Source organism: Cupriavidus malaysiensis, assembly GCF_001854325.1.
Lineage (GTDB): Bacteria > Pseudomonadota > Gammaproteobacteria > Burkholderiales > Burkholderiaceae > Cupriavidus > Cupriavidus malaysiensis.
Genome location: NZ_CP017754.1, coordinates 120174 through 140036, shown reverse-complemented (window position 1 = coordinate 140036; position 19863 = coordinate 120174). Strand labels below are relative to the sequence as shown.

The following is a 19863-nucleotide window of genomic DNA, read 5'->3' as shown; positions in this document are numbered from 1 at the left end:
TTTTTTGGTTTTTTGGTTCTAAGTCTCTCTAAATTAAAGGAGTCATCATGCAAGCATTTCTCGCCAACATCCAGGGTCTGACCGCTATCGGCATCGGCATCATCATCGGTCTGGGCGCAATCGGCGCCTGCCTGGGTATCGCCCTGATGGGTGGCAAGTACATCGAAGCCTGCGCACGTCAGCCCGAGCTGATGAACCCGCTGCAGACCAAGATGTTCCTGCTGGCTGGCCTGATCGACGCGGCATTCCTGATCGGTGTGGGTGTGGCCATGCTGTTCGCCTTCGCCAACCCGCTGCTGGCTGTCATCAAGTAATTCTTTTCGGTCTGCATGATGCTGACGGGCGGCGCGGGCCACCAGCCTGGCCGCCTTTTGCGCATTTATCTGTAGTTTGATTACCGAAAGGAACACACCATGAATCTGAACGCAACGTTTCTTGCGCAGATGGTCGTGTTCTTCATCCTGTGGTGGGTTGTTGCCAAATTCATTTGGCCGCCGCTGGTGAAGGCGCTCGACGAACGCGCAAAGAAGATCGCCGATGGCCTCGCCGCCGCCGAGAAGGGCAAGGCTGAGCTCGAACTCGCCAACAAGCGCGTGGACCAGGCCATGTCCGAAGCCCGCACGGAAGGCGCGCAGCGCGTTGCCGACGCCGAGAAGCGCGCCCAGCTGGTCGCCGACGAGATCAAGCAGAACGCTCAGGCCGAAGCCGCGCGCATCATCGCCCAGGCCAAGACCGACGCCGAGCAGCAGGTCACCAAGGCGCGCGAGCAATTGCGCGACCAGGTCTCCGTGCTGGCCGTCAAGGGTGCCGAGCAGATCCTCAAGCGTGAAGTGAATGCGCAGGTCCACGCCGATCTGCTCAACCAACTCAAGGCTGAGCTCTAATCATGGCAGAAACCGCAACCATTGCCCGTCCCTACGCTGAGGCGCTGTTCCGCGCCGCCAGCGAATCGAGCGCAGGCAATCTGGGTGCATGGTCCGAGCTGATGTCGGAGATGGGGCAGGTTGCCGCCAACCCCGACATGCAGGCGCTCGCCACCGATCCGAACGTGCCCGGCGAGAAGCTGGCCGAGACGTTCCTCTCGGTGCTGAAGTCTCCGGTCAACGACGAAGCCAAGCGCTTCGTCCAGCTGCTGGTGGAAAACAACCGCCTGATCGTGCTGCCGGAGATCGCCGAGCAATTCCATGTGCTCAAGAACGCCCGCGAAGGTTCGGCCGATGTCGAGATCACCAGTGCCTTCCCGATGGAAGGTGCCCAGTTGAACGACCTGGTCGCCGCGCTCGAGCGCAAGTTCGGCCGCAAGCTGCAACCCAAGGTGGCGGTCGACCCGTCCCTGATCGGCGGCGTATGCGTCAAGGTCGGCGACGAAGTGCTCGACACCTCGGTGCGCGCGCGCCTGGCTTCCATGCAAGCCGCGCTGACCGCATGATGCGCCATTGAGCGCACCGGCCGACGGATTGAAGAATTAGGAGCATTGTGATGCAACTGAACCCCTCAGAAATCAGCGAGCTGATCAAGTCCCGCATCTCGGGCCTTGGCGCCGACGCTGAAGTGCGCAACACCGGCACGGTGATTTCCGTGACCGATGGTATCTGCCGCGTGCACGGCCTGTCCGGCGTGATGCAGGGCGAGATGCTGGAATTCCCGGGCAACACCTTCGGCCTCGCGCTGAACCTCGAGCGCGACTCGGTCGGCGCCGTGGTGCTGGGTGAGTACGAACACATTTCCGAAGGCGACACGGTCAAGTGCACCGGCCGCATTCTGGAAGTGCCCGTGGGCAAGGAACTGCTGGGCCGCGTGGTCAACACGCTGGGCCAGCCGATCGACGGCAAGGGCCCGATCAACGCCAAGGAAACCGACGTGATCGAGAAGGTCGCGCCGGGCGTGATCGCGCGCCAGTCGGTGAGCCAGCCGGTGCAGACCGGCCTGAAGTCGATCGACGCCATGGTGCCGATCGGCCGCGGCCAGCGCGAGCTGATCATCGGTGACCGCCAGACCGGCAAGACCGCTGTCGCCGTCGACTCGATCATCAACCAGAAGGGCAAGGGCGTCTTCTGCGTGTACGTGGCAATCGGCCAGAAGGCTTCGACGATCGCCAACGTGGTGCGCAAGCTGGAAGAGCACGGCGCGATGGAATACACCATCGTCGTCGCCGCCGCCGCTTCGGACTCGGCCGCCATGCAGTACCTGGCCGCCTACGCCGGCTGCACGATGGGCGAATACTTCCGCGACCGCGGCGAAGATGCGCTGATCGTCTATGACGACCTGACCAAGCAGGCCTGGGCCTACCGTCAGGTGTCGCTGCTGCTGCGCCGCCCGCCGGGCCGCGAAGCCTACCCTGGCGACGTGTTCTACCTGCACTCGCGCCTGCTGGAGCGTGCCGCCCGCGTGAACGCCGACTACGTCGAGAAGTTCACCAATGGCGCCGTCAAGGGCAAGACCGGTTCGCTGACCGCGCTGCCCGTGATCGAAACGCAGGCCGGCGACGTGTCCGCATTCGTGCCGACCAACGTGATCTCGATCACCGACGGCCAGATCTTCCTGGAAACCGACCTGTTCAACGCCGGTATCCGCCCTGCTATCAACGCCGGTATCTCGGTGTCGCGCGTCGGCGGTGCCGCCCAGACCAAGGTCGTCAAGAAGCTGTCCGGCGGTATCCGTACCGACCTGGCCCAGTACCGTGAACTGGCTGCGTTCGCGCAGTTCGCCTCGGACCTGGACGACGCTACCCGCAAGCAGCTCGAGCGCGGCCGCCGCGTGACCGAACTGCTGAAGCAGCCGCAGTACCAGCCGCTGCAGGTGTGGCAGCTGGCCGCGTCGCTGTACGCTGCCAACAACGGCTTCCTCGACAACGTGGAAGTGAAGGACCTGCTGCCGTTCGAGAAGGGCCTGCACGACCACCTGAAGTCGAAGTACGCCGACCTCGTCAACCGCATCGAGGACACCAAGGATCTCTCGAAGGAAGACGAAGCCGCTCTGCGTGCCGCGATCGAGGATTTCAAGAAGTCCGCCGCGTTCTAACCACGTGATTCCGCAGCGCTGCGCCGGACGCCGCCGCAAGGTGGCGCCCGGCGCAGCGTGAATGGAGAGGAAGATATGGCCGGAACGAAAGAGATTCGAACCAAGATCAAGAGCGTGCAGAACACGCGCAAGATCACCAAGGCGATGGAGATGGTCGCCGCATCCAAGATGCGCAAGGCGCAGGAGCGGATGCGCAATGCCCGTCCCTACGCCGAGAAGGTGCGCAATATCGCGGCGCACCTGGCGGCAGCCAATCCCGAGTTCAAGCACCCCTTCATGGAAGCGCGCGAGGTCAAGCGTGCCGGCATGATCGTGGTGACCACCGACAAGGGCCTGTGCGGCGGCCTGAACACCAACGTGCTGCGCGCGGTCACGAACGAGCTTCGCGACCTGCAGGGTCGCAGCGTGCAGGTGCAGGCGACCGCCATCGGTACCAAGGGCATGCAGTTCCTCGGCCGTATCGGCGCCAAGGTGGTTTCGCACGTGGTGCATCTCGGTGACACCCCGCATCTGGAAAAGCTGATCGGCGCGATCAAGGTCCAGCTCGATGCCTTCACCAATGGCGAGATCGACGCCGTGTACCTGGCGTACACGAAGTTCGTGAACACCATGAAGCAGGAGCCGGTGGTCGAGCAGTTGCTGCCGCTGGCAGCGGACAAGCTGTCCCAGACCGAGGAAGAAAAGCGCGCGTACTCGTGGGACTACATCTACGAGCCCGACGCCCAGACCGTGGTGGAAGAACTGCTGGTCCGCTACGTGGAAGCGCTGGTGTACCAGGCCGTGGCCGAGAACATGGCGTCCGAGCAGTCGGCGCGCATGGTGGCCATGAAGGCGGCATCCGACAATGCCAAGAACGTGATCGGCGAGTTGCAGCTGGACTACAACAAGACCCGCCAGGCCGCGATCACCAAGGAACTGTCGGAAATCGTCAGCGGCGCAGCCGCCGTCTGATGCGCGTCTGAGGCGTCAAGAATTCAAGCTATCGGAGATACGAAATGAGTATCGGAAATATTGTGCAGTGCATTGGCGCCGTGGTGGACATCGAGTTCCCCCGCGACGCGCTGCCCAAGGTGTACGACGCGCTCGTGCTGGAAGACAGCGCCGAGGCCTCGTTCGCCGAGAAGGGCCTGACCTTCGAAGTGCAGCAACAGCTGGGTGACGGCGTGGTCCGCACCATCGCGCTGGGTTCGTCCGACGGCCTGCGCCGCGGCATGGCCGTGCGCGGCACCGGCGCCCCGATTTCGGTGCCGGTCGGTCACGGTACCCTGGGCCGCATCATGGACGTGCTGGGCCGCCCCATCGACGAGGCCGGTCCGATCGCTTCGGACGAGAAGCGCGCGATCCACCAGAAGGCACCGAAGTTCGACGAGCTGTCGCCCTCGGTTGACCTGCTCGAAACCGGCATCAAGGTGATCGACCTGGTCTGCCCGTTCGCCAAGGGCGGCAAGGTGGGCCTGTTCGGTGGCGCCGGCGTGGGCAAGACCGTCAACATGATGGAGCTCATCAACAACATCGCCAAGCAGCACAGCGGTCTGTCGGTGTTCGCCGGCGTGGGCGAGCGTACCCGTGAAGGGAACGACTTCTACCACGAAATGAAGGACTCGAACGTGCTCGACAAGGTGGCCATGGTGTTCGGCCAGATGAACGAGCCGCCGGGCAACCGTCTGCGCGTGGCACTTTCCGGCCTGACCATGGCCGAGAAGTTCCGCGACGAAGGCCGTGACATCCTGTTCTTCGTCGACAACATCTACCGCTACACGCTGGCCGGTACCGAAGTGTCGGCACTGCTGGGCCGTATGCCTTCCGCCGTGGGCTACCAGCCGACGCTGGCCGAGGAAATGGGCAAGCTGCAGGAGCGCATCACCTCGACCAAGACCGGTTCGATCACCTCGATCCAGGCCGTGTACGTGCCTGCGGATGACTTGACCGACCCGTCGCCGGCCACCACCTTCCTGCACTTGGACTCGACCGTCGTGCTGTCGCGTGACATCGCCGCGCTGGGTATCTACCCCGCCGTCGATCCGCTCGACTCGACCTCGCGCCAGCTCGACCCGCAAGTCGTCGGCACCGAGCACTACGAAGTCGCCCGCCGCGTGCAGCAGACCCTGCAGCGCTACAAGGAACTGCGCGACATCATCGCGATTCTGGGCATGGACGAACTGGCTCCGGAAGACAAGCTCGCCGTGGCGCGCGCTCGTAAGATCCAGCGTTTCCTGTCGCAGCCCTTCCACGTCGCGGAAGTGTTCACGGGTTCGCCGGGCAAGTACGTGCCGCTGAAGGAAACCATCCGCGGCTTCAAGATGCTGGTGGACGGCGAGTGCGACCACCTGCCCGAGCAGGCCTTCTACATGGTCGGCTCGATCGACGAAGCCTTCGAGAAGGCCAAGAAGCTCCAGTAAGCACCGTCTTCGTCCTGATGCGCGCCGGCAGCGGTGGCGCGCCAGGACGGAAACCAGGCTTCCCGGCGACGGGAAGCCGATGCTTACCGGGACAAAGGAATTCACATGGCAACCATTCTTGTAGACGTCGTCAGCGCGGAAGCGTCGATCTTCTCCGGTCAGGCGAAGTTCGTGGCGCTGCCGGGCGAGGCGGGTGAACTGGGCATCCTGCCCGGCCACACGCCGCTGATCACGCGCATCCAGCCGGGCGCCGTGCGTATCGAGAAGGAAGACGGCAGCGAAGAGTTCGTGTTCGTTGCCGGCGGTATTCTCGAAGTCCAGCCCAAGCACGTCACCGTGCTGGCCGATACCGCTATCCGCGGTGCCGACCTGGACGAAGCCAAGGCGCAAGAGGCCAAGCGCGCGGCCGAGGAAGCGCTGCAGAACAAGAGCAGCGACCTGGATCTGGCGCGTGCGCAGAGCGAACTGGCGGTCGCCGCCGCCCAGCTCGCGGCAATCTCGCGCCTGCGCCGCAAGCGTCGCTAAGGCGTCGCTGGAGTCTTGCGCGCCGGGACTGTTGTTTTCTTGCGCGACAGAGAAAAAGGCAGCCGGAAGGCTGCCTTTCTTCTTACGGGCACGCTATGCTTTCGTCCTGAACCAGCAAAAAAAACGCGCGGGCCGGGGAGGCACCGCGCGGACGGGAAAATCCCTTCGAGGGGTCAATTCGAAGGAACGGGTTCGGTTCAGGAATCACATCATCAGAGCGTACCGGCCAAGGCCGCGTCGCCGATCGGGTCATCCTGCAAGCCTGGACAGCCTCATCTGTTCGGGCGATCCAGGCACTTCAGACATTCTGCTGGGCTTTCTTCCAGCTGGCTTTCCTATCCACTCCCCCTAAGGGGCGCGTGCGCCAGCGCATTCGAAACGCTTACTGTGAAACCATTGTGGGGGAAACTTCCTAGGATGGCAGTAACAAAGTGTATCGTTTTGCAAGAAGTTGAAAGCCGCATCTGACCGTAATTCCCGCTTATCTGCGCCGTTTGTGCCGTATCTGGCGCGTGGCGGCTCGATCGGCGCCACACCTGTTACGTGCATCAATCGGCATCCAGCGTTGCAGAAATGCGGTGCATGCTGCGCTTTTGCAATGCGTTGCAAAGCAGGTCGCACCAGAAGCGGGATATTGTGGCGTATCCTCCTCCCATATCATGTGGCGTACGATCGCCTTGCTGCGCCGGCGGTGGGCGAGCCAGCCGGCTCCAGGCGTTCGGCGCACAATGTGGGCTGGCCAACCAAACAACGGGACAGGCGCGCAGGCGCCGGAGATCGAGCGATGACGGTAATGGAGTGCGCGGTGCAGGCCATGCTGGCCATGAAGACGGTGGCCGTGGCAGGTCTTTCCGACCGGCCGGAGCGGGCCAGCCACGAGGTGGCTGCCTTCCTGCAGCGCCAGGGCTTTCGCATCGTGCCGGTCAATCCGCGCCACGCGGGCGAGCGCATCCTGGGCGAACCTTGCCATGCGAGCCTGGCCGAGGCGGTCGCGGCTGTGCGCGCCGAGGGGCGCGAGATCGGCTGGGTGGACATCTTCCGCCGGCCGGATGATGCGCTGGCGGTCGTCGACGAGGCCATCGCGCTGGGACTGCGGGGAGTCTGGCTGCAGCTCGGCATCGTCAACGAGCTGGCCATGGCGCGGGCCCGGGCGGCCGGCCTGCTGGCGGTGCAGGACCGTTGCAGCAAGATCGAATGGATGCGCCGCTGAGCATAGTACCGCCCCCGTCACCGCTACACTCTGCCCATCGCGTACCCAAGTCAGCGTCCTCGCACTTCCGCCCATGGCCATCGATCCGCAGCTCCTCTCCTATTTCCAGCGCCTCGCCGAACGTTACGCCGGCCAGCCCGTGCCGCGGGATGCCGCGGACCGGCGGGCCCGTTTCGCCGACATCGCGCTGATGTCGCACGCGCCAGACGCGGAAATGCTGCGCACCGAAGAGATCGAGATCCCCCTGCCCGGACGCACGCTGGCGGCACGGCTGTTCCGGCCCCAGGGAAAGGTCTCCCCGCGGCTGCTGGTGTACTTCCATGGCGGCGGCTGGGTGGTCGGCTCGCGCGACACGCACCATTCCGTGGCCGCCTTCCTGGCGGCCGATACCGGGTGCGCCGTGGCCAGCGTCGAGTACCGCCTGGCTCCCGAGTTTCCCTTTCCCGCTCCTTGCGACGACGCCAGCGATTCCCTGCTGTGGCTGGCCGAGCAACGCGTCCGCCTGGGCTTCGATCCCGCCTTCCTCGCGGTCGCTGGCGATAGCGCGGGCGCTCACCTGGCCGCGCAGGCCGCCAGCCAGGCCAGCCTGTTTGCCCACCCCGGCCTGGTCGATGCCCAGCTGCTGATCTATCCGGCCGCGGTGCCCGCCTTCAGCAGCGAAAGCTACCGCGCCTTCGGCGCCGGCCCGGGGCTGACGCGCGATGAAATGGCCTGGTACTGGCAGCAGTTCATCGGCGACGAGGCGCTCGCACGCGGCGCCGGGCAGGAAGACACGCGCATTCACCTGATGGGCGCCGCACCGCGGCACATGCCCCCCGCTACCGTGGTGGTGGTGGCCGCGCACGACGTGCTGCGCGACGACGGCCTCGCCTATGCCGACTACCTTGTACGCCATGGCGCGCCGGTGATCACCATCGAGGCCTCCGGTATGACGCACGGCTTCGCACGCCTGCAGCCTGAGGCCGCGCGGGCACGCGAATGGATGCGCCGCGCGGCCCAGTCCTTCACCAGCCTGCTCGACGAGGCCTGAGTTCGCTCGCCGCCGTCGCCGAAGCGCCGGTGGCCGGCCGCCTATCCCTTAGAATGGCGGTCTTACGAGGGAGACCATGACCGCCTTGCAGAACGATACCTTGCTGCGCGCGCTGCGCCGGCAGCCGACCGAGTACACGCCGCTGTGGCTGATGCGCCAGGCCGGCCGCTACTTGCCCGAGTACAACGCCACGCGCGCGCGCGCCGGCAGCTTTCTCGGCCTGGCCAAGAATCCGGCCTATGCGACCGAGGTCACCCTGCAGCCGCTCGACCGCTATCCGCTGGACGCGGCCATCCTCTTCTCCGACATCCTGACCGTGCCGGATGCCATGGGCCTGGGCCTGTCCTTCGCCCAGGGCGAGGGTCCCCGCTTTGCCCGCCCACTGCGCACCGAAGCGGACGTCCAGCAACTCGCCGTGCCCGACATGGCTTCGCTGCAGTACGTCTTCGATGCCGTGGCCGAGATCCGCCGCGCCCTGGTGCAGGACGGACGCCAGCGCGTGCCGCTGATCGGCTTCTCCGGCAGTCCTTGGACGCTGGCCTGTTATATGGTGGAGGGCGGCGGCTCGGACGACTTCCGCACCGTGAAGTCGATGCTGTATGCGCGGCCCGACCTGATGCATCGCATCCTCGACATCAACGCCCAGGCCGTGACCGCCTACCTGAATGCGCAGATCGAGGCGGGTGCCCAGGCGGTGATGCTGTTCGACACCTGGGGCGGTGTCCTGGCCGACGGGATCTACCAGGCTTTCTCGCTGGAGTATATGCGGCGGGTGCTGGCCGGGATCCGCCGCAGCCATGATGGCGAGAGCGTGCCAGCCATCGTCTTCACCAAAGGAGGCGGGCTGTGGCTGGAAGCGCTCGCCGACAGCGGCGCCGATGCCGTCGGGCTGGACTGGACCGTCAACCTCGCCGAGGCGCGCCGGCGCAGCGGCGGGCGCGTGGCGCTGCAGGGCAATCTGGATCCGACCGTGCTGTTCGCACCTGAAGCGGCGATCCGCGAACAGGCCCGGCGCGTGCTGGACGACTATGCGGCAGCGGGGGGCAGCGACGGCCACGTGTTCAACCTGGGACACGGGATCTCGCAGTTCACGCCGCCCGAGCACGTGACCATCCTGGTTGACGAGGTGCACCGGCACAGCCGGCGCCTGCGTGCGGCGCAGGCGTGACATCCCGGAAGGCCGCCTGCCGCAAGGCGGCGGCGGGATCATGCGCTGCAGCGAGCGGCTGTATCGCCTGGCCGGCGGCGTAAACGGCGCGGCGCACGCGCTGTCAAGTAAACTTTTTTGTGCCATTTCGCCAATCCGGTGCAGCTTCTTGCTTGTCAAGGCTTGACTTATGCACACCGATGGGTTTGCCGCAGTGCAAGAGCGGGTTATTCCCTAACTCATCTGAGGGGTGTCTGCAAGTGCTTGATTTCAAAAGGATTGGATCTGCGCCTAAGCCACACCCCGAGCCGGTGGATGCCTTGATTGACGGGCCTTGGCGGGTTCTGGCGCCCAGTTTTCAACAAAGTTATCCACAGGCAGCCGGGGGGCAGTGGAAAAGCCGTCATCGATCATCGACTTAGAGGCACATTTGATGTTTTACTTTAAGTTGATGCTGCGTCGCACCCAAAATTTGCCCGCGGCGGCGGCGCACAAGGGCGGCGCGGCGCGACGCCCACCCCTGGTGCGCCGCCCGCCGCATGCGCGGGGAACGCACCCGTGAATCCCGCCACCGAGGACACCGCCAGCGCTTGCGCGGCCGACGTCGTAACGGCCGCGGCGGGGCTGGCTGCGGTGTTTCCCGCCGCAGAGCCCGGCATCGTGCGCGTCGCCCTGGATACGCCGGCGGCCGACAGCTTCGACTACCTCGGCAGCGGCGCTGCCACCCCCGGCGCGATCGTCAGCGTGCCCTTCGGCCGCCGCGAGCTGGTCGGCGTGGTGTTGGGCCGTGCCGACAGCAGCGAGGTGCCGGCAGAGCGGCTGCGCCCGGTGAGGGCGCAGGTGGACTGGCTGCCTCCGCTCGATGCGAACTGGATGGCGCTGGCCGTCTTTGCGGCTCGCTACTACCATCGCTGCCTCGGTGAAGTGATGCTGCCGGCCCTTCCTCCCGCTTTGCGCGAGAGCGCCGGCTGGGCGGGGCTCGCGCAGCGGGCGCAGGGCAGGTTCTATCGCTTGCTGCCCGGGGCCGGCCAGGCCCTGCTCGACAGCGTGCCGGCGCGTGCGCGCAGCGTGATGGCATTGGCGCAGGCGCTGACGGCCGCGGCCGACGATGCCGGCGAGGATGGCGGGCCGGGCCTGTCCGCCAGCGAGGCGCGCGCCTTGTGCAGCGCCGCGCCGGCCCGCCTCGCGCAATGGGAAGAGGCTGGATGGATCGAGGCCGAGACCCGTGCCCGCCCGCTGCTGGCAACCGAGCCCGGGCGGGCGCCCTCGGAGCCGCCGCCGCTCCATGCGGAGCAGCGGCAGGCGGTCGAGGCGATCGGCGCGGCGCAGGGCTTTTCCCCGTTCCTCCTGCACGGCGTCACCGGCAGCGGCAAGACCGAGGTCTACCTGCACGCCATCGCGCAGGCGCTGGCCGCCGGCCCGCACGCCCAGGTGCTGATGCTGGTACCCGAGATCAACCTGACGCCGCAGCTGCAGGCGCGCGTGGCCGCGCGCTTTCCGGGCGAGCCGCTGGCGGTGCTGCACAGCGGCCTGGCCGAGCAGGAGCGCAGCCTGCAATGGCTGGCCGCGCATCGCGGCGAGGCGCGTATCGTGCTGGGCACGCGCATGGCCATCATGGCCTCCCTGCCGCGCCTGGCGCTGATCCTGGTCGATGAGGAGCACGATACCTCCTACAAGCAGCAGGACGGCCTGCGCTACTCGGCGCGGGACCTCGCGGTCTGGCGCGCCAAGCAGCTCGGCATTCCGGTGGTGCTGGGTTCGGCCACGCCTTCGATGGAATCCTGGTGGCGCGCCGAGCAAGGTGCCTACCGCAAGCTGGTGCTGCGCGAGCGCGCCCAGGCCGACGCCGTGCTGCCAGCGGTGCGGCTGGTCGACCTGAACCACGAGCGCCAGCGCCAGCGGCCGCTCTACGAGGGGTTGTCGGTGCCGCTGCTGGACGCGGTGCAGGCGCGCCTCGAGCGCGGCGAGCAGAGCCTGCTCTTCCTCAACCGGCGCGGCTATGCGCCGGTGCTGGCCTGCGATGCCTGCGGCTGGCTGTCCGGCTGTCCGCGCTGTTCCGCCTACCTGGTGCTGCACCGGCCCGAGCGGCGGCTGCGCTGTCACCATTGCGGGCTGGAGGCGCCGGTGCCGCACCATTGTCCCGACTGCGGCAATATGGACATCGCTCCGCTGGGGCGCGGCACGCAGCGGGTCGAAGAGGCCCTGGCGGCGCGTTTTCCACAGGCCCGCATCGCCCGCATCGATGCCGACTCGACACGCCGCAAGGGCAGCGCCCAGGCCATGTTCGACGATGTCCACGCCGGCGAGGTCGACATCCTGGTCGGCACGCAGATGGTGGCCAAGGGGCATGACTTCCAGCGCGTCACGCTGGTCGGCATCGTCCACCCGGACGCCGCCATGTTCAGCCACGACTTCCGCGCCGCCGAGCACCTGTTCGCCTCGCTGATGCAGGTGGCCGGGCGCGCCGGACGGGCCGGCCTGGCGGGCGAGGTACTGATCCAGACGCGCTACCCCGACGCTCCGGCTTTGCAGGCGCTGGCCCGCCATGACTATGATGGATTCGCTGGCGCCCAATTGCGCGAACGCCGCCAGGCGGGCCTGCCGCCCTTCGCCTACCAGGCCTTGCTGACGGCCGAGCACGGCCAGCTGGACCGGGCGCTGGCCTTCCTGCAGGCCGCGCGCCGGCAGGCGGAGCAGGGCGTGCCGGCGCCCGAGGTGCAACTGCACGATCCGGTGCCGATGTCGATGGTGCGGGTCGCCAACCGCGAACGTGCCCAGATGCTGGTGGAAAGCCACTCGCGCGCGGCGCTGCAAAGGTTTATCAGCGCATGGGTGCTGACTTTCGATGGCATCGGCGAGGCCGCGAAGGGCGTGCGCTGGCAGTTGGAGGTGGATCCGCTGCGGATCTGAGCGGCCCCGGCTGCACGCCAGCGGGATATTCGAGGTGCAACCGCGTTTACCCCTACGAAAACGCTGGTTGCACCTGGTTGCACCGCGGCTTGCGGGCGGCGTAAGATGGCGCCAACCCAACGATTGCCGCAGCGACCACGGCCGGTCGCGGCCCAGCCAGGAGAACCGCACGCATGGCTACCACCACCCTGGGCGTCAAGCTCGACGACGCCTCGCGCGAGCGCCTCAAGCGCGCCGCCCAGCGCATCGACCGCACGCCGCACTGGCTGATCAAGCAGGCCATCTTCAGCTACCTCGAGCAGATCGAGAACGGCCTGCTGCCGCACGGTGCCGCCGATGCGGCGGAGTCGGGCGCGGCCGACGGCGCGGACGCCGCGGCCGCCGAGAGCGCGCCCCAGCCCTTCCTCGAATTCGCGCAGAGCGTGCAGCCGCAATCGGTGCTGCGCGCAGCCATCACCTCCGCCTATCGCCGGCCCGAGCCAGAGTCGGTGCCGGTGCTGCTGGAACAGGCTCGCCTGCCAGCGGTGCAGTCGGAGGCGGCCGTGGCCATGGCGGCGGCGCTGGCGCGGCGCCTGCGCGAGCGCAAGGCCGGCGGGAGCCCGGGCTGGAGCAAGCAGGGGCTGGTGCAGGGACTGGTGCAGGAGTTCTCGCTGTCCTCGCAGGAAGGGGTGGCGCTGATGTGCCTGGCCGAGGCCCTGCTGCGCATTCCCGACAAGGCGACGCGCGATGCGCTGATCCGCGACAAGGTCAGCGGCGCCAACTGGCAGTCGCACCTGGGCCAGAGCCGCTCCCTGTTCGTCAACGCGGCGACCTGGGGCCTGCTGCTGACCGGCAAGCTGGTCACCACCCACACCGAGACCGGGCTCACCCATGCCCTCACGCGCCTGATCGGCAAGGGCGGCGAGCCGCTGATCCGCAAGGGCGTGGACATGGCCATGCGGCTGATGGGCGAGCAGTTCGTCACCGGCGAGACCATTTCCGAGGCGCTGGCCAACGCGCGCCGCTACGAAGCCGACGGCTTCCGCTACTCCTATGACATGCTGGGCGAGGCGGCCATGACCGAGGCCGACGCGCAGCACTACCTCGCCGCCTACGAACAGGCCATCCATGCCATCGGCCAGGCCTCGGGCGGGCGCGGCATCTATGAGGGGCCGGGCATCTCGATCAAGCTGTCGGCACTGCATCCGCGCTACAGCCGGGCCCAGCACGAGCGCGTGATGAACGAGCTGTACGACCGCCTCAAGTCGCTGACCCAGCTGGCACGCCACTACGATATCGGCCTCAACGTCGACGCCGAGGAGGCCGACCGCCTGGAGCTGTCGCTCGACCTGCTGGAGCGCCTGTGCTTCGAGCCGGAGCTGGCCGGCTGGAACGGGATCGGCTTCGTGGTGCAGGCATACCAGAAGCGCTGTCCCTTCGTCATCGACTACCTGATCGACCTGGCGCGCCGCAGCCGCCACCGCCTGATGATCCGCCTGGTCAAGGGCGCCTACTGGGACAGCGAGATCAAGCGGGCGCAGGTCGACGGCCTGGAGGGTTACCCGGTCTACACGCGCAAGGTCTACACCGATGTGTCCTACCTGGCCTGCGCGCGCAAGCTGCTGGCCGCACCCGACGCCATCTTCCCGCAGTTCGCCACCCACAACGCGCATACGCTGGCGGCCATCTACCAGATCGCCGGACACAACTACTATCCAGGCCAGTACGAATTCCAGTGCCTGCACGGCATGGGCGAGCCGCTCTATGAGCAGGTGGTCGGCCCGGTCGCACAGGGCAAGTTGAACCGCCCCTGCCGCATCTATGCCCCGGTGGGCACGCACGAGACGCTGCTGGCCTACCTGGTGCGGCGCCTGCTGGAGAACGGCGCCAACACCTCCTTCGTCAACCGCATCGGCGACGACTCGGTGCCGATCGAAGCCCTGGTCGCCGATCCGGTGGCCGTGGTCGAGCGCCTGCACCGCGAGGAAAACGTGCTCGGCCGCCCGCATCCGCGCATCCCGCTGCCGCGCGAACTGTACGGCGCGGTGCGCGCCAATTCCGCCGGCATCGACCTGTCGAACGAGCAGCGCCTGGCGTCGCTGTCGTCGGCCCTGCTGGCGGCCTCGGGCGATCGTCCGCTGGCCGAGCCGATGCTGGGCGCGGCGGCGGAGCCGGGTGCAGCGGGCGAACCCGTGCCGGTACTCAATCCGGCGGACCGGCGCGACGTGGTCGGCCACGTGGTCGAGGCTGGCGAGGCCGAGGTGCAGGCCGCGCTCGCGGCCGCCGCCAATGCCGCGCCGATCTGGCAGGCGACCCCGCCGGCGACCCGCGCGGCCGCGCTGGAACGCGCCGCCGACCTGATGGAAGCGCAGATGCAGTCACTGATGAACGTGATCATGCGCGAGGCCGGCAAGACCTTCTCCAATGCCATCGCCGAGGTGCGCGAGGCGGTGGACTTCCTGCGCTACTACGCGGCCCAGGTGCGCGCGGACTTCTCCAACGATTCGCACCGCCCGCTCGGGCCGGTGGTCTGCATCAGCCCGTGGAACTTCCCGCTGGCCATCTTCACCGGCCAGGTGGCGGCCGCGCTGGCAGCCGGCAATCCGGTGCTGGCCAAGCCCGCCGAGCAGACGCCGCTGATCGCGGCCCAGGCGGTGCGCCTGCTGCGCGAGGCCGGCGTGCCGGCCGGCGCGGTGCAGCTGCTGCCGGGCCGCGGCGAGACCGTGGGTGCGGCGCTGGTGGCCGATGCCCGCGTGCGCGGCGTGATGTTCACCGGCTCCACCGAAGTGGCGCGCCTGCTGCAGCGCAGCCTGGCCGGCCGCCTCGATGCCGGCGGACGCCCGATTCCGCTGATCGCGGAGACCGGCGGCCAGAACGCGATGGTGGTCGACTCCTCGGCGCTGGCCGAGCAGGTGGTGGCCGACGTGATGCAGTCCGCTTTCGACTCCGCCGGGCAGCGCTGTTCGGCGTTGCGCGTGCTGTGCCTGCAGGAAGACGTGGCCGAGCGGGTCCTCAAGATGCTGAAGGGGGCCATGGCGGACCTCGTGCTGGGCAATCCCGACCGGCTTTCCACCGACGTCGGGCCGGTCATCGACGAGGAGGCGCGCGCCGGCATCGTTGCCCATATCGAGGCCATGCGCGCCAAGGGCCGCCGCGTGCACCAGGCCGAGCCGAACGTGGCGCTGACCGAGGCGTGCCGGCACGGCACCTTCGTGCCGCCGACGCTGATCGAGCTCGACAGCATCGGCGAACTGCAGCGCGAAGTATTCGGCCCGGTGCTGCACGTGGTGCGCTATGCGCGCGAAGATTTCGATGCGCTGATCGACCAGATCAACGGCACCGGCTACGGCCTGACCATGGGCGTGCATACCCGCATCGACGAGACCATCGCCCACGTCGTGGCGCGCATCCATGCCGGCAACCTCTACGTCAACCGCAATATGGTCGGCGCCGTGGTCGGCGTGCAGCCGTTCGGCGGCGAGGGCCTGTCGGGCACCGGGCCCAAGGCCGGCGGTCCGCTCTACCTGCCCCGGCTGCTGGCGCTGCGCCCGGCCGGCGCCGCGGCACTGGCGGTGGCGCGCGCCGATGCGCGCGCCGGCACCAGCGGCAACGACGCGGCGGGCGATCTCGCGCCGCGCACGGCGGGCGGCCGGGCGGCACTCGCCTTGCTGGCCGAGCTGGGTGCGTGGGCAGGCGAGCCGCATCCGGCGCTGGCCGAGGCCTGCCGCAGCTACGCGGCCGCTTCGCCCGCGGGCCTGGAGGTGACGCTGCCGGGCCCCACCGGCGAGCGCAATACCTATACCGTGCTGCCGCGCGAAGGCGTGCTGTGCCTGGCGCAGGAGGAGGGCGACCTGCTGCTCGAACTGGCGGCGGCACTGGCGGTCGGCGCGCCGGCGTTGTGGCCCGACGACAAGGCCAGCCGCGCGCTGCGGGAGCGCCTGCCCCAGGCAGTACAATCGCGCGTCCGCCTGGTGGCCGACTGGACGGCGCCGGACTGTGGCTACGACGCCGTGCTGCACCACGGCGACTCCGACCGGCTGCGCACGGTCTGCCAGCAGGTGGCGGCACGGACGGGCCCCATCGTCGGCGTACAAGGACTGGCCCACGGTGAACCGGATGTGGCCCTGGAGCGTTTGGTGATCGAGCGCTCGCTGTCGGTCAACACGGCCGCGGCGGGTGGCAATGCCAGCCTGATGACCATCGGCTGAAAGGACTGGAAGGGCTGAAGCGGCTGCGGCCGTCAACGGACATCGGACCGCGCGGGCAGGCGGCGATCCTGCCTGCCTGCGCAAGAAAGCGAGGCGCCGCAAAGGCGTTCCGCGCATACTGCCGGAAGCGGCATCAATCGGGACCCAAAGGGACCAAGGAGAACTGATGAACTCGACATTGCACAAGACGGCGCTGGCCGTCGCCCTGGCCGCCGCAGGCATGGCCTCCACCACCGCCTTCGCGCAGGCGCAGGAGATCAAGCTGGGCTTCGCCGCGCCGATGACCGGCGGCCAGGCGCAGTATGGCAAGGACATGCAGAACGGCGTGGTGCTCGCCATCGAGGACATGAACGCCACCAAGCCGAAGATCGGCGGCAAGCCGGTCAAGTTCGTGCTGGTCTCCGAGGATGACCAGGCCGACCCCAAGACCGGTTCGGTGGTGGCGCAGAAGCTGGTGGATTCCGGCATCCAGGGCATGCTCGGCCATTTCAACTCGGGCACCACGATCCCGGCCTCCATGGTCTACAACCGCGCCGGCATCCCCCAGATCGCCATGGCGACGGCGCCGGAGTATACGCGCCAGGGCTTCAAGACGACCTTCCGCATGATGACCTCCGACACCCAGCAGGGTTCGGTGATCGGGGCCTTCGTGGTCAAGAAGCTGGGCGCCAAGAACATCGCCATCGTCGACGACCGCACCGCCTATGGCCAGGGCCTGGCGGACGAGTTCGAGAAGGCGGCCAAGGCGGCCGGCGGCAAGGTGGTGCGGCGCGAGTACACCAACGACAAGGCGGTGGACTTCAAGGCCGTGCTGACCAACATCAAGCGTGCCAATCCGGACATCATCTTCTACGGCGGCGCCGAGACGCAGTCCGCGCCGATGGCCAAGCAGATGAAGGAACTGGGCATCAAGTCGCCGATGGTATCGGGCGAGATGTCCAAGACCGACAACTTCCTGAAGCTGGCCGGCACGGCCGCCGAGGGCACGGTGGTGTCGCTGGCCGGCCTGCCGCTGGACGAGATGCCGGGCGGCAAGGCATATGAGCAGAAGTACGAGAAGCGCTTCGGCAGCAAGGTGCAGACCTATTCGCCGTATGCCTACGACGGCGCCACCGCGATGATGACGGCCATGATCAAGGCCGGCTCGGCCGACCCGGCGCGCTACCTGCCGGTACTGGCGGCGACCAATATGCAGGGCGTCACCACCAAGACCCTGGCGTACGACGCGCGCGGCGACCTGAAGGACGGCGGCATCACCGTCTACAAGGTCGTGGGCGGCAAGTGGACCGTGCTGCAGACGGTCGGCGGCAAGTAAGCCAGCGCACGTCTCAAGGGCATAAAACGCCACTCCAGCAGGGGGTGGCGTTTTTTTTCGCCGCTATTGCTCGCGATGCTGGTGCTGCCGTTGGCGCATAATCCGCACTCGCACATTCAGATTGAGCAGAAGGAGTTGTCGTGTCCGTGCAGGAAGTGAGCTACGCGCATGCCGTCGAACTGGCCAACGCGGAGCGCTATGACGAGGCGCTGCAGATCGCCGGCCAGCTAGCGCGCGCGCATCCGGAAGTGGTGGACTACGTGCTGCTGCTGGCGCGGCTGACCTTCGACCGTGGTGACAAGGCGCGCGCCTACGCCATCCTCGACGAGGCGCTGGTGGCGCTGTCGAGCCAGCCATTGCAGCCGGCCCACCGCCTGGCCTCGCGCGGCCTGCTGGTGCTGCGCTACGGCCTGTTGCTGATGAGCGAGGGCCGCTGCCGGGAAGCGCTGCCCTGGCTGCACGAGGCGGCCCGCCGCAACGGCCTCGCCACGGGCGACTGGACCGCGCTGCTGCATGCCGGCCTGGCCCACTTCCGCCTGGGCGAGTTCGCCGAGGCCGGCCGCTTCTGGTATGCGCTGCTGTATCGCGCACCCGATCTCGGCGTGGAGGAGATCCTGCCGCTGTGCGTCGAACACGTCAACGCGGCGGGCGAGCGCGCCGAGCCGATGCTGCGGGTTTGCCTCGGCCGCATCGCGCTGGACAACCCCGGCCTGCTCGGCATGGACGCCGCGGGCGGCGACGCGGTGGCGCTCGACCAGGCCGGCCAGGTGCTGGCGGCAGCGCCGGACCATCCGCAGGCCAGGCGCCTGCGCGCGCCGCTGCGGCATGGCGTCGGCGACATCGCCGGTGCCCTCGACGACCTCGACACCTATCTGCGCCAGCAGCCCGACCCGCAGGCGCAGGTACGCGCGCTGGCGTGGCGCCAGCAGGCCGCCGCCGCTGCGGGCAACGCCGCCGCGGTCAGCGAGCTGTGGCAGCGCTTCGCCTTCGATACCCAGGCCCAGGACGCGGCCGGCTACTACCGCGCGGCCGAGGCGCTGGCCGACCTGATCGCCGAAACGCCCGCGGCCGAGACCGCGCTGCGGCCCCAGCTGGTGCAGGCGCTGCGCCTGGGCCAGCAGCGCTTCGAGCACTATTTCGACGGTGGCGAGGGCAGCGCGGAAGGCCATGGCGGCGACGCCGACCCCCACCTGTACGCCTTGCTGTGCCGCCTGCTGGCGCGCAGCCTGCCGGCCGGCGCGGCTCACGTGGCCGAGCGCATCGAACTGCATCGCAAGGGCATTGCCGCCAGCGAGTTCATCGCGCAGTGGATCGACCTGCTCGACAGCTACGCCGAGGCGGGCGACCACCACAAGGCGGTGGAAGCGGCCGGCGAGGTGCTCAACCGCTACCCGGTCGAGCGCGATCCGGCCAACGTCGGCTGGGTGGTCAGCCGCCTGATGGCGGCCTGGCTGGCCATCGGCGGCGGCGAGGCCACCGAGTCGGCGCGCATCGCGCTGGCCCACATGGATACGCGCCTGGATGGCCTGCCGGTGGAGGCGCGCAGCGAGTCGGCGCATGCCATGGCTCATGCGCGCGCGCATCTGGCAGCCCTGCTGCAGGCTGCCGCCGTCGGCGCCCACGAACACGACCGTGCCGACCTGTGTGCGGAGATCGAAGCGCTGCAGCGCCGTGCGCTGCTGGTCGAGGATGCCTGGCTGTTCAACCGCTTCGGGCTGGTCTGGCGCGGCCTCGGCGACAGCGCGCGGGCGTTCCCGCTGTTCGAGCAGGCCATTGCGCTGGCCGGCGACGATGCACGCGACGCGGCCGGCCCGCGCGTGCAGCGCGCGCTGATCCTGACCGAGCAGCAGCGCCATGCCGAGGCCCTGGCCGACTTCGACGCGGCCTTCGCCGTGCGCGACGACTGGGATGCCGAGGCCTGCCTGGTCGCGGTGCAGGCCGCGCTGGGGATGGAGCGGCGCGAGACTGCGCTGGAGTACTTCGGCAAGGCGCGCGCACGCGGTGCGGCGCAAGGGCGCAGCCGCGGTCTCTACGCCAAGGTCGAGACCGCGCTGCGGGCGACGCGTCCCAAGTGGAAGCTGTGGGGAGTGTGAGCGGCCGCACAGTCGTCATTGCCCCG

The 19863-nt window shown here is 68.1% G+C and carries 14 protein-coding genes; all 14 read left to right on the top strand.

Going from position 1 to position 19863, the window contains the following annotated elements:
• Positions 1-47: 47 nt before the first annotated feature.
• The 14 genes from atpE (at position 48) to BKK80_RS00585 (ending at position 19837) form a co-directional block, all read left to right on the top strand.
• Positions 48-314: a F0F1 ATP synthase subunit C gene (gene atpE / locus BKK80_RS00650; RefSeq protein ID WP_013958389.1), complete on the top strand. Its 267-nt coding sequence runs from the start codon at positions 48-50 to the stop codon at positions 312-314.
• A gap of 99 nt (positions 315-413) precedes the next feature.
• Complete coding sequence (locus BKK80_RS00645) at positions 414-884, top strand: F0F1 ATP synthase subunit B (protein ID WP_071010398.1); 471 nt, start codon at positions 414-416, stop codon at positions 882-884.
• A 2-nt stretch (positions 885-886) separates the two neighbouring features.
• Complete coding sequence (locus BKK80_RS00640) at positions 887-1429, top strand: F0F1 ATP synthase subunit delta (protein ID WP_071010396.1); 543 nt, start codon at positions 887-889, stop codon at positions 1427-1429.
• A gap of 50 nt (positions 1430-1479) precedes the next feature.
• On the top strand, positions 1480-3021 hold the full coding sequence (gene atpA, locus BKK80_RS00635; protein WP_071010392.1) for a F0F1 ATP synthase subunit alpha: 1542 nt from the start codon (positions 1480-1482) through the stop codon (positions 3019-3021).
• Positions 3022-3096: 75 nt separating this feature from the next.
• Complete coding sequence (gene atpG / locus BKK80_RS00630) at positions 3097-3972, top strand: F0F1 ATP synthase subunit gamma (RefSeq protein ID WP_071010390.1); 876 nt, start codon at positions 3097-3099, stop codon at positions 3970-3972.
• A gap of 44 nt (positions 3973-4016) precedes the next feature.
• Positions 4017-5420: a F0F1 ATP synthase subunit beta gene (gene atpD / locus BKK80_RS00625; protein ID WP_071010388.1), complete on the top strand. Its 1404-nt coding sequence runs from the start codon at positions 4017-4019 to the stop codon at positions 5418-5420.
• 105 nt (positions 5421-5525) lie between these two features.
• Positions 5526-5945, top strand: a complete 420-nt coding sequence (locus BKK80_RS00620; protein ID WP_071010386.1) for a F0F1 ATP synthase subunit epsilon — start codon at positions 5526-5528, stop codon at positions 5943-5945.
• Between the two features lie 784 nt (positions 5946-6729).
• Positions 6730-7155: a CoA-binding protein gene (locus BKK80_RS00615; protein WP_071068418.1), complete on the top strand. Its 426-nt coding sequence runs from the start codon at positions 6730-6732 to the stop codon at positions 7153-7155.
• Positions 7156-7228: 73 nt separating this feature from the next.
• The gene (locus tag BKK80_RS00610; RefSeq protein ID WP_071037746.1) at positions 7229-8185 is read left to right on the top strand and encodes an alpha/beta hydrolase; all 957 of its coding nucleotides are present in this window, start codon (positions 7229-7231) and stop codon (positions 8183-8185) included.
• Positions 8186-8261: 76 nt separating this feature from the next.
• On the top strand, positions 8262-9353 hold the full coding sequence (gene hemE, locus BKK80_RS00605; RefSeq protein ID WP_071010382.1) for a uroporphyrinogen decarboxylase: 1092 nt from the start codon (positions 8262-8264) through the stop codon (positions 9351-9353).
• A gap of 603 nt (positions 9354-9956) precedes the next feature.
• Positions 9957-12242 (top strand): primosomal protein N', encoded by a 2286-nt coding sequence (locus BKK80_RS00600; protein ID WP_071038519.1) that lies wholly within the window; start codon positions 9957-9959, stop codon positions 12240-12242.
• A gap of 173 nt (positions 12243-12415) precedes the next feature.
• Positions 12416-16429, top strand: a complete 4014-nt coding sequence (putA, locus tag BKK80_RS00595; protein ID WP_071068417.1) for a trifunctional transcriptional regulator/proline dehydrogenase/L-glutamate gamma-semialdehyde dehydrogenase — start codon at positions 12416-12418, stop codon at positions 16427-16429.
• Positions 16430-16595: 166 nt separating this feature from the next.
• Positions 16596-17744: a branched-chain amino acid ABC transporter substrate-binding protein gene (locus BKK80_RS00590; RefSeq protein ID WP_071010378.1), complete on the top strand. Its 1149-nt coding sequence runs from the start codon at positions 16596-16598 to the stop codon at positions 17742-17744.
• 140 nt (positions 17745-17884) lie between these two features.
• On the top strand, positions 17885-19837 hold the full coding sequence (locus tag BKK80_RS00585) for a tetratricopeptide repeat protein (RefSeq protein ID WP_071068416.1): 1953 nt from the start codon (positions 17885-17887) through the stop codon (positions 19835-19837).
• Positions 19838-19863: the final 26 nt, after the last annotated feature.